This window comes from Acinetobacter calcoaceticus, from assembly GCF_900520355.1.
Lineage (GTDB): Bacteria > Pseudomonadota > Gammaproteobacteria > Pseudomonadales > Moraxellaceae > Acinetobacter > Acinetobacter calcoaceticus_C.
This window is the reverse complement of record NZ_LS999521.1, coordinates 1,383,577-1,397,064: the sequence shown is the minus strand read 5'-3', so window position 1 is coordinate 1,397,064 and position 13,488 is coordinate 1,383,577. Positions and strand designations below refer to the sequence as shown.

The window sequence follows — 13,488 nt, the reverse complement described above, 5'->3', positions numbered from 1 at the left end:
TTTTATTTTTAAAGTTGTGGGCCTATAAAGAAATGTAAACGAATCGGATGGTTTTCATCTGAAATACCCGAAGCGACATCTAAACGGATTGGCCCGATTGGAGACTTCCAGCGAATTCCAACCCCAACGCTATAAGCTGCTGGATTACTAAAGTCTTTATCATAGGCATTACCAAAGTCAGAGAAAACGGCGGCTCGCCAACCGTCTTTAAACTGATAGTTATACTCTAAAGAACCTACAGCCAAAGCTTGTCCCCCAATTTTATATCCATCGACTTCTGGGGAAAGACTCTTATAATCAAAGCCACGAATGGTTTGGTCACCACCGGTAAAGAATCTAAGATTGTACGGAACCTTGTCAAAATCATCGGTAAAAATGTAGCTAAGGTCAGATCTTCCAACGAATTGATGGTCGTCATTTTCACCAAGAGAATAAATAAATCTCCAACCTGCACTTGCAATTGCCATATTGGCATCGGACAGTAAACTCTCGCTGCCTAATTCTACCTTATAGGTTTGTTTAAAAGCTTTCGTTGGATTTAAACGTGTATTACTAGAGGTTTTAGACGTTTCATAACTAAATAATAAGGCTTCCTGCTCAGATGCAGCCGTTTTAAAAGCATCTGGTAATTCCGAAATATCAACATCACCCTGTTGGGTCAAACGGTCTAAACGATAGCGGACACCAATGGTATGTTGCCAGTTCCCTAAGGGCCGTTTAATTACACGCTCACCACCAACAACAGCAGATTCAGTTAACAAACTTACATCTGGACCAATATCATCACGAGTTTCACGCTCATATCCGCCCACGATATTAAAATAGTCATTTAATGGGTGTTTATAAGGAATACTATATCGCCCATCAATCGATTGACGAATTTGAGAAACTTCCAAGTTGGCATCAAAAGAATGACCATATTTATTCACAATAGAACGGCGATACTGACTACGTAAACGTGCGCCTGTATCGGTCCCGTAACCGACACCAGTTTCTAAACTATTTAGCCTGTCTGCATTTAAGGTCACGATGACTGGAATTCTTTTTGTTTCACGTGCTTGTGCTTGCAGGCGGTCTTGTTCAGTTTCTTGTTCATTTTGCTGAACTGAAGCACTTTGCAAAGTCGCTATTTTAGCCTCTGCACCTTTTACATTTTGTGTTCCTGCAAACTGTTTTTCATCTATTACATTTTGTGTCACTTCTTTATTAGATGTCGCTAATTGACGTGCTTTCGCAAGTTGTCTTTCTTCTGGTGAAAGTAAATTAGATTCATCAACATCAATATTTTGTTCGTCAACTAAAGCCTGTAAATCTGGTGGTAACTCAAGTGGTTTTTCAATTGGATCAGGTTTGATTGAGTCAACTAAGGTGTAATTAAAATAACGCGAGTTGGTTAGATTATTTGCTAAAACATTGACACGCCAAAAAGCATAATCATCGCCATCTTTCCAAGGCGCCATACTTTCTAAAACATTCAAATTTAACGGTAAAGGTTTCGATGGATCACTCATACGAAACTCAACCTTATCTAATTTGTATCGCTCACCTGTTTCATAGCGTAAATTAATATCAGCCTTATTTTCTGGCTGACTTACTTTTACATCATGTAAGCGCCAAAAAGCATCAAAATAACCATTGTCTGATGCTGCGTTGACAATTCGGGTTTTCGTAGTTTCATATAAACCATGGTTAAAAATATCGCCTACATCCTGATCAGGAACTAAGCGAATAACTTGAAACTGGGGTTGTTTTTCACCAGCACCAGTAAATTCAATATTTTGTTCATTAATTCGTACTGGTTCATTTGGCGTAACGTTAACACGAACCCGACTCGGGCTTAATTTTTCAAATTTAAACTCGGCATTATAATAACCAACTGCTTGAGCAGCCTGATTACTTAATGTTCTGAGTTGAGGTAAAGCTGCATTAAAATCTTCGAATGATTCTTGGGTGAATGTTGATAACTTACCTTTAATGTTTTTAGCCAGCACATCTGAAGCACCGCTTACTTCTGCACTAATACGCGGTACTTGTTCCATTGGAATTGCACGTGGCGGACGCACTTTATTTAAAATACGTTTAAAGAAACCAGCTTGTTCAGGCGGGGCATCGGTCTCTGGAGTTAACTCTGGTAAGGTTTTTCCAGTTTCATTGGCTTCGACTACAATCTGGCTATCAGATTTAATCTCTTGCATAAGCTGATCAATATTTACAGGTGCTTGTTTAATTTCCTGTATTTCAGACTGTGTTGCATCACTTACCGTTACTTCAGGTAGCTTTTGAGTCCCATTTTGGAAGTTTTGCGCTTCACTTTTAGCTTCTTCAGCAACTTTATAAATTTCATTTGCCATGTTTTGATCGACAGGCAAATCAGGCAAATCCTCAAGATTATCAAGTGTAATTGGCTTAAATTCGTCAATTTGATTTGGAAATTGTTCTTGTTGTTGCAATATAGCCAAGCTATCTTGTTGTTGCTGAGCTTGAGTCACAAGGGTAGCAATATCTGTTATTGGAACATTATTTTGCTGATCCACTGACGCTAATTGTTCAGTTGACGCATCAGACATCGTCTGATTTAAAGTTGAAGAGTTACTCTCAACAGAAGTTTGAGCAAAACTTGGCGTTACACAAACGGTTAACAACAAGCTGCTACAAATAAGTTTAGGAATCCCCTGCATTTTTAAAATTAAATGCATAGAATGAGAGAGAGTTGACTGTTTAAACTTAATTTTAGAAGACATAGAAAACTCTAACTTATTTTTAATAAAACGCACCAAGGTAAGTGTAAAACTCACTCAAAACCATTGATTTTTCATTTAATCAAGCGTTAAAAATATCATACATGGTTTTCGATGCAAATTAACACTCGGTCACATTTTTTTATAAAACACAATGAAGTTTGCACATGATGAAACAAGATGAGCACCTGATGACATCACGTCGGTTCGTACCGATGTTTTTTACCCAGTTTTTCGGGGCATTAAATGATAACGTTTTTAAGCAATCTTTATTATTAGTGATTACTTATGGTTTGATTCAGCAGCAATCTGCCCCTGTTAGTACTCTTAATAATTTAGCGGCTCTCTTGTTTATTTTGCCCTATTTCTTTTTTTCGGCCACTGCCGGACAAATTGCAGATAAATATGAGCGTTCACAACTCGTCCGCGGCATAAAAATTTTAGAAATCATCATTATGCTCATCGGCTCTGCCGGTTTTTTATTGGGACACTTATGGTTGCTTCTGCTTGCTTTATTCTTAATGGGTACACATTCAACATTTTTTGGTCCTATCAAATATGCAATTTTGCCTGAAATTTTAAAACCACATGAGTTGATGTCCGGTAATGCTCTGTTTCAGTCGGGCACTTCAATGGCAATCTTATTTGGGATGATTTTAGGTGGTGCGGTGATTGCATCATCACACGGAAATTTATTGTGGATTAGTCTTACAGTTGTGATTATTGCTGGCTTAGGCTATTTGTGTAGTCGATTTGTCTTACCGCAAAAAGTTGCTGCACCAGATTTAAAAATAGACTGGAATTTTATTCGTACGAGTTTTCAAACAATTAAATATGCCAAAAGCTTACCTTTAGTATTCACTATTTTATTAGGTAACTCATGGTACTGGTTTTATGGCGCTACTTATTTAACGCAAATTCCACAGCTCACTCAACAGAACCTTCACGCTTCAGAAAATGTCGTTAGCCTTTTGCTGACTTTCTTTTCGGTTGGTATTGGTGTCGGATCTCTTCTTTGCCGTAAAATTGGGGGTTCAGAAATTAATATTAAAATGGTACCGATTGGTGCAATAGGTCTTACTGTTTTTGCATTATATCTTGCTGCTAGCTTAGCTTTCGTACCTGAAAGAACTGGGGCATTACTCACTTTAAAAGATATTTTTACCCAAGGCTGGGTTTACTATCATGTCATGTTAGCAGTGACTTTACTGGGAATTAGTGGCGGTTTTTATATTGTCCCTCTTTATGCCATGATGCAGGCTTATTCACCACGTTCACATCGTGCTCGTGTTGTAGCAGCGAATAACATTTTAAATGCCGTTTTTATGGTTTCTTCTGCAATTTTTTCAATCTTAATCTTAAGTGTTTTAAAAATTGATATTAAAATACTTTTTATTATTACGGCTGTACTTAGTGCAATCTTTAGTATTTGGCTTCTAGCTCGACTAAAACCAATGCTTGCCACAGCCCACCTTTCTTTAGAGGACTAATTTATGCGCCAATATACAGGCATCGATCGACTTATTAACTCTTTTGATCAGGCATTACGTAGTCTTGTTCCGGGTGCAACAGCAGCGCAGCGCCAAAATCCAGCCGAAACAGTTGAAGCAAAACTAGGGGTAGAAGATGCTCGCCATGTAGCGGGTTTAATGCGTGTTAATCATAGTGGTGAAGTCTGTGCTCAAGCCCTTTATCATGGTCAGGCATTAACGGCAAAATTACCGAATGTACGTCAAGAAATGCAGCAAGCGGCAGTTGAAGAACAAGATCATTTAGCTTGGTGTGAAGTTCGTTTAAAAGAGCTAAATAGTCATACCAGTTTATTAAACCCAATTTGGTATGGCCTTTCTTATGGTATGGGTGCTCTTGCCGGTATTGTAGGTGACAAATATAGCTTAGGTTTTGTGGCCGAAACTGAACGTCAGGTTAGTCTTCATTTACAGGATCATTTAAATCAGTTACCCGCTCAAGATGAACGCTCTCGTAAAATTTTAGAGCAAATGAATGAAGATGAATTACATCATCGACATACTGCACTGGAAGCAGGCGGCGTTGAATTACCTTACGCTGTAAAAATTACCATGACAGCCATTTCAAAACTCATGACAAAAACCAGTTATTATCTTTAAAAAAATAAAGGATTGATCTGGTTCAGATCAATCCTTTATTCGATTTTTATTTTAAGCCATGATCGTATTTGAAACGCTCGATATCTCGAATTGAGTTCCAATAGTTTCGATTAATACGGTCACGATCAATTTGTAATTCTCTTAAAAGCTTACGATAACGTTCACGCTCTTCTGGCTTTAATTTTTCGTTGTAAGCACTGTCAGAATATTGCTTAAACTTTTCGTCATAACGGTCATACTCATTTTTTGCATTATAGTAATCGGAAGCCACCTGATAATAAGGTCTTAAACGACTACGCTGTTCAACTGGGCACACGCTAATACTGCCACTACCTTCTAAAGCGTTATAAAAAATGTTGGCTGGCTGGCAATAGTACCCAAGACCTTCTTTATACCCGCGTTCATATGACTTTTGATCTGGGACAATATTGGCTTTTCCACATGCTTTGTAATATTGGTCTAAACGTGGCGACGAACCTTTTGAACCATCTTTCTCACCCACTAATGACCAATTTGCAGTCTTACATTCTTCTACGCTCATTGCAGCACAACCTGAGAGGCTGATTGCTAGAATGGCTAAACCGATATTTTTCATATTAAGAGAACTCAAAAAATAAATTTAAAAAAAAACGCAAAAATAAAATTCCAGTAAATACCCTAAAAGATCTTGCTCTATTCAAGACTTCAAAAAAACTAACTCACTGGATAAGCCTTTAAGTTTAAATCAGTTTGATCATCTCACCAAATTGAAAGGCTATAATTCCTAACATTGTTTAACCTAAAAAATAAGACCAAATGAAATTTGATAACTTTTAGATCACTCTTATACGCTAATTTTACTTAAATTTTTAATTATAAAGATTAGACTCAAACAATTGATTATTCATGCAAAAAAACTAAATATTCCAAAAATTATTCTTTAATCATTTTACTCTTTTTTTATGCTATTAACCTCACAGCTTGCGGTAGGATTTTAGCTAAATAACCACCAAGGTTTTTATAATGAGTACACATATTTATCCAAACTTAAACTTACAAGATTCTCACCTTAAGGCTTTTAAAATATCAGACGATTTTACTCCACCAACACAAGCCAGTACTTTCCAACCCGATTTATTTTTGAAAGAAGTCGATGAATATTTAAACTCATATCCTCATACTCAGCACATTGATATTTGTCTACATGATTTAAATGGACATATTCGTGGCAAACGAATTGATGTTAAAAGTCTCAAAAATCTCTCAAATGGATGTTATTTTCCACTTTCTGTTTATGCAATGAGTCTTGATGGAAAAGTGATTGAAGAGACAGGCCTAGGAAAATATATTGGTGAACCAGACAGACTTTGCCTGCCCATTTTAGGCAGCTTGCAACCAAGTGCCTTATCCCCTGAATTTAATGCCCAGCTTTACCTATCAATGAAAGAAGAAGATGGCTCAGATTGTCGATATGAACCACGCAATATATTAAAAAAATTATTAAATCAGTTACACGCTAACAATTATTTTCCTGTTATGGCTGCTGAACTGGAATTTTATCTTTTCTCACCCAACCATCACACTGAAACATGTTTGGAAAACCAATGCTTTGACATAGATGCACCAAATAACTATCAACAAGTCTTAGAAGAAGTTGAAAAAGCCGCGCTACTACAATCTATTGAAATTACCGCTATTGTTGCAGAGTCATCACCTGGACAATACGAATTAAACCTTCAACACACTCATGATATTTTAAAGCTCTGCGATCAAATTAATGCTTTAAAAAGAATTGTAAAACAAGTCGCAAGAAAGCATGATTTAACTGCCTGTTTCATGGCGAAACCGAACTTGGCAAAGGCTGGTAGTGGCATGCATTTTCATATGAGCTTGCTCAATCAGTACCATGAAAATGTATTTAGTTCAGCAGTAGAAAAAGATGAACCTTCGGCCAAATTACTCAGCGCGATTAGCGGACTCATTGAGTTAATGCCTGCATCTATGGCTATTTTAGCGCCCAATATTAATTCTTATAGACGCTTTAAAATTGGTCATCATGTGCCATTAGAAGCAAATTGGGGTACCAATAATCGTAATGTCGCAATTCGAATTCCATGCTCAGATTTAAAAAATCAACGCTTAGAATATCGGGTTGCTGGAGCCGACTGTAACCCCTATTTGGTTACAGCTACGATTTTAGCCGGTGTGTCTTACGGCTTATCTCATAAGTTACCACTACCAAAACCTGCACATCTTTTAAAATTTCCTGATGAGCACATTCTATTAGCCAACAATCAGCCAGAAGCATTAAAAATATTTAAAGGGAGTCTTATTTTAAAAGGATATTTGGGAGCTGACTTTGTAGAGCATTGGTACACAGTTAAACAGGCTGAATATCAAAATATTTATAGTCAAATGACCGAAGCAGAACAACATTGGGATATATAACTAAAAAAATACTATAGCATAAAAATAAAGAAACACTGTATTTAGCGAACCCTTAGGGAGAAATTCCCTAAGGTTTTTTTATCTTTAATTAATATAAACCTAATGATTATTTTGTTTAGCTAAAAAACGCAATCCAACACCAGGTTCAGTTGCAATATAACGTGGATGAATTGCATTATCTCCAAGTTTACCGCGCAACTTGCCCACTAAAATACGTAAATAATGAGTATCTTCCTGATGGGTTGGTCCCCATAGTTCTTTTAACAGTTGAGGTTGTGTTAAAAGCTGCCCTTGATAGCGCATTAACAGCGTCAACAGTTGAAACTCTTTTCGAGTTAAAGTAATTGGCTGTTGCTCGATCCACACTAAACGCTGCATGACATCAACTTTAAGGTAGCCGTCATCATAAACATGAGCTTCTTGCTGAATGGGTTGGCTTCTTAAAATGACACGTATGCGCGCTAATAACTCTTGAACACTAAAAGGTTTGGTCATGTAGTCATTTGCACCCGCATCTAGCAAGGCAACTTTTTCATATTCATCGGCGCGTACAGATAACACAATCACAGGAACATTCGACCAACTACGTAACTCTTGAAGCACTTCTTTACCGTCTAAATCTGGCAAACCCAAATCTAAAATAACTAAATCAGCACCTTGTGTTGCCAAAGCCTCCAGACCTTTGTAACCAGTCTCACAAAGAGTGGTTTTATATTTTTGTGTTCTTAAGGCAATGTCTAAAAATTTACGAATTTGAGGCTCATCATCAATAATCACAATACGTGTTTCTACAGGCGATGTTTCTGAACTTATCATGACTTTACAACTTATTCTTTTACTGGATGAATGGGTAGTTTGATTTGAATTAAAGTACCTTTATTTTGACGTCCTGAAAATGCTTCTATTGTACCCATATGAGCACCAATAATTGCTTTCACAATTGTCAGTCCTAAACCTGTACCGAATTTTCCGCGGTCTCCACGTTCCATAGTATAAAACATATCAAAAATGCGGTTTCTTTCATCTTCAGGAATTCCCGCTCCTCTGTCTTCAATTTCTATTTTCATTTCATCATCCAACAAAAGAGAAGCCCGAATCATGACTGGTTCATCTGGAGGTGAAAAGTTTGCAGCATTTTCTAAAACATTAAAAATAGCTTGCTCTACGAGTGCTGGATGAACATATAAACTAATGGTTTGTTCAGGTAATTCGACCAACACTTGAGTATCTGGTTTATAACGCTTCAAACGGCGGGTTGCCGAACCAATTAATTCATCTACACCAATCCAGTCTCTTTTTAGAGATAAGCCTTCATGCCCCAAACGTGTCATATCAAGCAAATTTTGAATATAACGATCTAAGCGCTCACCTTCTAAATGAATGGTTTCGAGTAAATCTTGCTGATCTTGCTCTGACATATCTGCTTTAAAATGGGCAAGCGTATCAGCTGCTCCAATAATAGAAGCAAGTGGTGAGCGTAAATCATGCGATACCGACGATAATAAAGCAGAACGTAATCGCTCTGTTTCACTGGTGACTTTTGCTTGTTCAAGCTCATTAACCAGTTGGGTTCGAAGTGCTGCCTGCGCAATATATTCAATTACACTTTCAGTCAGTTTCTTTTGCTCAAAATTTAAAGAAACAACTTCATCTTTAAAGTAAATTCCCACAATACCTAGGCTATTTTTCTGTTCTAAAAATGGTAAAAACCACCAGTTTGACTGACTAAGTGTATCGGTAAAACGCCCACATGGTTGTTGATGCTTCAAACACCAATCTGCTGCCACTTTTTCTTTATCATTTAGTTCTATGTCAGATGAAATCACTCTATCTTGAATAGAAATCCACACTTTAGTTTGAAGTTGTGTTTCTAAGGTCATAAGTCCTGTTTGCATGACTTCTTCAAGGTTCACTGCACGAGAAAGTTTACGCGCCAAGTCTTGCATCACCGTAGTGTAGGCATTTGCAGCTTTTAACGATAAAACCTGCTGACGTAATTGAGAAGCCAAGCGCCCAGCGATTAAAGCTGCTGTAAAGAAAGCCACAACGGTAACCACACCTTGATGTGCTGAAATCTGAAAAGTAAAACGCGGTGCAATAAAGAAAAAGTTATAGGCTAAGAAACAAATAAGAGCGGCTACTACCGCAGCAAGCATTCTAGTTTTCGTTGCTACAATTAAAACTGAAATAATAAAAATGACAGAAAAGTCTTCAATACCTAATAAAACTTCGGCAAAGTGCGCTATAAAAATACTGGCACAGGTAACGGCTAAAACAAAAATACTTTCTTTTAAAGATAGAAAAGACGGCTTTTCAAACTGAGTTATCTTTTTAATGCCCTGTTCCGGATGCAAAATAGTTAATGCAATTGAGCTTTCTTGATTCAGTAATTGCTGAGCCAAATTTTTCTTAAATAACTTTAACCACCATGGTGAAATACTTTTACCAATGACCAGATTTGAGATTCCCCGATCTACCGCAGCGTCCATTAATACTGATGCTACTTGATGACCGTATAAAACTTCTGTCCGACCACCCAGTTGCCGAGCTAGTTCAAACGCCCGATCAATTTCAATATATTCTTTCTTATATGAGCTTTCAGAGTTTGTTAAAGTCTGCTGAGTGCCTAAACTTTTAGCAACATTGACTACTGTCCAAACGGCACCATAACGTTCTGCTAAACGACAACCCGCCCGTACTAAATACTCAGAAGAACCTTGTCCATCTATCGCAATCATTAATTCATTTTGCAACGATATAGACTTCAAGCCTTTAGAGGCATAACTCTCTTTTAAATCTGAATCGACATGTTCAGCAACGCATTGCATTGCTAGTTCACGTAGTGCAGTTAAATTTGAAATGCTAAAAAAGCCTCGTAATGCCAGATTTGCTTGATCGGGCACATAGACTTTTCCCTGATGGAGCCTTTCAATGAGCTCACTGACTGGCAAATCAATTAAACGAATGTCTCGAATACGATCAAACACTCTATCTGGTACAGTTTCACTTACCCTAATGCCAGTAATCTGGTACACCACATCATTTAGGCTTTCTAAATGCTGAATATTCATGGTGGTGAATACGTCAATACCTGCATCTAGTAATTCATTGACATCTTGCCAACGCCGTTCATGACGACTATTTGGTATGTTTCGATGAGCCAACTCATCAACCAGAACAATTTCTGGATGCCTCAGCAAAATAGCATCTAGGTCCATTTCGTCTAAAGTATGCCCCTGATATTGCATTTCCTTTCTAGCAATTTCAGGTAAGCCTTCCAAAATTTTTAAAGTTTCTATTCTTCCATGGGTTTCGACAATACCTACAACAACGTCAGTGCCCTGTTGAAATAACTCTTTGGCACGGGCAAGCATGGCATAGGTTTTTCCAACACCCGGCGCTGCACCGAGAAAGACCGTTAGTCGACCGGCTTGATATCTATTAACGTGGTTTAATAAGGCTTCAGCCTGATTTTCGCGATTGCTTTGCACTTGATATCATCCGGTAAACTAACAATTTTATTTTTAAGTTACTGTGTAGATTGTAATTGATCTAAAGCAATATTGAGCTCTAATACATTAACACAAGCTTGTCCCAATACACCAAATTGCATAGGTTCAATATGTTTTTGCAAAAGCCCTTCCACAACTTTAGGGTCTAAATGGCGTGCTTGAGCTACTCGATGAACCTGTAACTGAGCAGATTCAGGGCTAATATGTGGATCGATACCACTACCCGATTTAGTCACCAAATCACTTGGAATATGTGCATTGCCTGTATGATCTTGCTTTTTCACTGCGAGTATCTGAGCGTCAATTTGCTTTTGTAACTCAGGATTAGTACGAGCTAAGTTTGTACCCGCCATTGCCATGGGGTCATAATTTGCTGCCGAAGGACGTGGATGAAAATATTCATTCCCGACAAATGGCTGAGCCACTAAAGTTGACCCAACAACTTTGTGATCTATTTCAATCAAACTACCATTCGCTTGATTATTGAATAAAACCTGTCCAGCACCAGTAGCGATAGCACTGTAAATAGCACCGCACCCCACTAGAGTAAAAATTAATAATCCTAAAGATGCTCTTAAGGTCTGACCCAAATTTGCTTCTGAATTTTGTACATAAGTTTTCATTTCAAACTCCAGATTACAAACCAAATAATTGAACAATCACCACATCGATCGCTTTAATGGCAATAAATGGTAGAACCACACCACCCACACCATAAATCAACATATTTCGACGTAGTAACTGAGTTGCAGTTGAAGGTTTAAATTTCACGCCTCGAAGAGCAATTGGAATTAATAGCGGGATAATAATCGCGTTAAAGATTAATGCCGATAAAATCGCACTGCTTGGGCTCGCCAGATGCATAACATTTAAAACCTGCATTTGCGGTATCGCTGCAGCGAATAATGCAGGCAAAATTGCAAAGTATTTAGACACATCATTTGCTAAAGAAAACGTTGTTAAGGCACCACGAGTAATCAACTGCTGTTTACCAATTTCAACCACAGCCAGTAGTTTGGTCGGGTCTGAGTCTAAATCGACCATATTGCCTGCTTCTTTCGCAGCTTGTGTACCAGAATTCATGGCTAAGCCAATATCGGCTTGCGCTAATGCAGGCGCATCGTTGGTTCCATCACCGACCATCGCAACTAAACGACCTTGTTGTTGTTCAATGCGAATACAAGCCAATTTGTCCTCTGGTTTTGCTTCAGCAATATAGTCATCTACGCCAGCTTCAGCAGCAATCGCAGCAGCAGTTAATGGGTTATCACCTGTCACCATGACGGTTTTAATGCCCATTTCTCTTAAACGAGCAAAACGTTCTTTAATACCATGTTTAATCACATCTGAGAGTTCAATCACGCCCAATACATGATTTTGATTTGCTACGACTAATGGTGTTGCCCCTTTTTTGGCAACTTGTTCAACACGCGCTTTTAACTCTAAATCTTGAGAATAATCTTCATCGACAAATTTCAAAATGGCATCTAACGCACCTTTACGAATTTGATCACCATTAGGGAAATTCACACCAGAAATTCGGGTTGATGCACTAAAAGAGATAAATTCAGCCTGCTCAGGTTCTTGCTGTTTTAGCCCTTGTTCTTTTGCTAACTTAACAATCGACTTTCCTTCTGGTGTTGGGTCTGCAAGCGAACTTACCCAAGCAGCAGCTCTCAATTCCGACTCCGTTACCGAAGTTAAAGGATAAAAAGAGGTCGCTTGACGGTCACCATAGGTAATGGTTCCTGTTTTATCGAGTAAAAGCACATCGATATCACCAGCAACTTCTACAGCTTTACCCGATTTTGCCAAGACATTGGCTTTGAGTGCACGGTTCATCCCTGCAATCCCAATCGCAGGCAATAAGCCACCAATGGTTGTTGGAATTAGACAGACCAATAACGCCACGAGCACCACTGGATCAAGTTCAACATGTAAATAATTGGCAATAAACGGCAAGCTAATCACGACAATTAAAAACGTGAGTGTCATCACCATTAACAAAAAGCCAAGTGCAATCTCATTCGGTGTTTTTTGACGATTTGAACCTTCGACCAAAGCAATCATACGGTCTAAGAAACTTTGACCAGATTCAGCAGTCACTTGCACGATAATGCTGTCTGTAAGGACTTTAGTCCCACCAATAACACCAGAACGGTCAGTTCCAGCTTCACGTAACACAGGCGCAGACTCACCTGTAACAGCTGATTCATTAATAGTGGCAAAACCTTCTACAATTTCACCATCGGCTGGAACAAGCTCACCTGCATGAACTTCAATAAAATCATTTAATTGAAGCTCAGTTGCTGGAACTTGAGTCGCTTGACGGTCGGTCAAAGAATTGAGTCTTCGAGCGGTTAAGTTTTCTCTTGCTGCACGCAATGAAGATGCCTGACCACGACCTCTAGCCTCTGCAACAGCTTCGGCATAGTTGGCAAATAAAATGGTAATGAACAGGATAGCTGTTACTGCAAAACCAAATAACAGTGTGGTGTAACCCAAAATGGTACTAATTGCAGTAACCACTGTGCCAAGCCATACAATTGCCATCACAGGATTTTTAATTGCATGTTGTGGTAGCAATTTCACAAATGCATTTTTCCAAACTTCAAAATTTGGTACTGCCATGGTTTTTTTATGGCTATTTACATGAGTTTGTGTATTCATTTTCACTCGCCT

Annotated in this window: 8 protein-coding genes and 2 pseudogenes; 3 read left to right on the top strand and 7 right to left on the bottom strand. The window is 38.3% G+C overall.

Annotated features, from left to right (window positions below):
- Window positions 1-8: 8 nt before the first annotated feature.
- A pseudogene (locus tag AC2117_RS19225) lies at window positions 9-1,064 on the bottom strand (autotransporter assembly complex protein TamA); the annotation flags it as partial.
- Window positions 1,065-1,159: 95 nt separating this feature from the next.
- Window positions 1,160-2,741, bottom strand: a pseudogene (locus tag AC2117_RS19220) (POTRA domain-containing protein); the annotation flags it as partial.
- 164 nt (window positions 2,742-2,905) lie between these two features.
- Here AC2117_RS19220 and AC2117_RS06625 point away from each other — a divergent pair.
- Window positions 2,906-4,228, top strand: a complete 1,323-nt coding sequence (locus AC2117_RS06625; RefSeq protein WP_133972800.1) for an MFS transporter — start codon at window positions 2,906-2,908, stop codon at window positions 4,226-4,228.
- 3 nt (window positions 4,229-4,231) lie between these two features.
- Window positions 4,232-4,867 (top strand): 2-polyprenyl-3-methyl-6-methoxy-1,4-benzoquinone monooxygenase, encoded by a 636-nt coding sequence (gene coq7 / locus AC2117_RS06620; RefSeq protein WP_133972798.1) that lies wholly within the window; start codon window positions 4,232-4,234, stop codon window positions 4,865-4,867.
- A gap of 46 nt (window positions 4,868-4,913) precedes the next feature.
- Here the strand turns inward: coq7 and AC2117_RS06615 are convergent, their stop codons facing one another.
- Window positions 4,914-5,462, bottom strand: a complete 549-nt coding sequence (locus AC2117_RS06615; RefSeq protein ID WP_133972796.1) for a DUF2799 domain-containing protein — start codon at window positions 5,460-5,462, stop codon at window positions 4,914-4,916.
- A gap of 407 nt (window positions 5,463-5,869) precedes the next feature.
- On the opposite strand from AC2117_RS06615, the gene AC2117_RS06610 reads away from it, so the two are divergent.
- Entirely contained in the window at window positions 5,870-7,294 is a 1,425-nt protein-coding gene (locus AC2117_RS06610; protein ID WP_133972794.1) for a glutamine synthetase family protein, read from the top strand.
- 99 nt (window positions 7,295-7,393) lie between these two features.
- Here the strand turns inward: AC2117_RS06610 and AC2117_RS06605 are convergent, their stop codons facing one another.
- Genes AC2117_RS06605 through kdpB form a run of 4 tightly spaced genes read right to left on the bottom strand, consistent with a single transcriptional unit; the run spans window position 7,394 to window position 13,482 of the window.
- A complete protein-coding gene (locus AC2117_RS06605) occupies window positions 7,394-8,110 on the bottom strand; it encodes a response regulator (protein ID WP_133972792.1) in 717 nt (238 codons plus the stop codon).
- Window positions 8,111-8,121: 11 nt separating this feature from the next.
- Window positions 8,122-10,785, bottom strand: coding sequence for a sensor histidine kinase (locus AC2117_RS06600; RefSeq protein WP_133972790.1), 2,664 nt, complete (start codon window positions 10,783-10,785; stop codon window positions 8,122-8,124).
- A gap of 38 nt (window positions 10,786-10,823) precedes the next feature.
- Window positions 10,824-11,429, bottom strand: coding sequence for a potassium-transporting ATPase subunit KdpC (gene kdpC / locus AC2117_RS06595; protein WP_133972788.1), 606 nt, complete (start codon window positions 11,427-11,429; stop codon window positions 10,824-10,826).
- A 13-nt stretch (window positions 11,430-11,442) separates the two neighbouring features.
- On the bottom strand, window positions 11,443-13,482 hold the full coding sequence (kdpB, locus tag AC2117_RS06590) for a potassium-transporting ATPase subunit KdpB (protein WP_133972786.1): 2,040 nt from the start codon (window positions 13,480-13,482) through the stop codon (window positions 11,443-11,445).
- Window positions 13,483-13,488: the final 6 nt, after the last annotated feature.

Bases quoted from the DNA above. Each gene is read 5' to 3' on its own strand.
- AC2117_RS06625 (WP_133972800.1), top strand. From the start codon at position 2,906: ATGATGAAACAAGATGAGCACCTGATGACATCACGTCGGTTCGTACCG.
- coq7 (WP_133972798.1), top strand. From the start codon at position 4,232: ATGCGCCAATATACAGGCATCGATCGACTTATTAACTCTTTTGATCAG.
- AC2117_RS06615 (WP_133972796.1), bottom strand. From the start codon at position 5,462: ATGAAAAATATCGGTTTAGCCATTCTAGCAATCAGCCTCTCAGGTTGT.
- AC2117_RS06610 (WP_133972794.1), top strand. From the start codon at position 5,870: ATGAGTACACATATTTATCCAAACTTAAACTTACAAGATTCTCACCTT.
- AC2117_RS06605 (WP_133972792.1), bottom strand. From the start codon at position 8,110: ATGATAAGTTCAGAAACATCGCCTGTAGAAACACGTATTGTGATTATT.
- kdpC (WP_133972788.1), bottom strand. From the start codon at position 11,429: ATGAAAACTTATGTACAAAATTCAGAAGCAAATTTGGGTCAGACCTTA.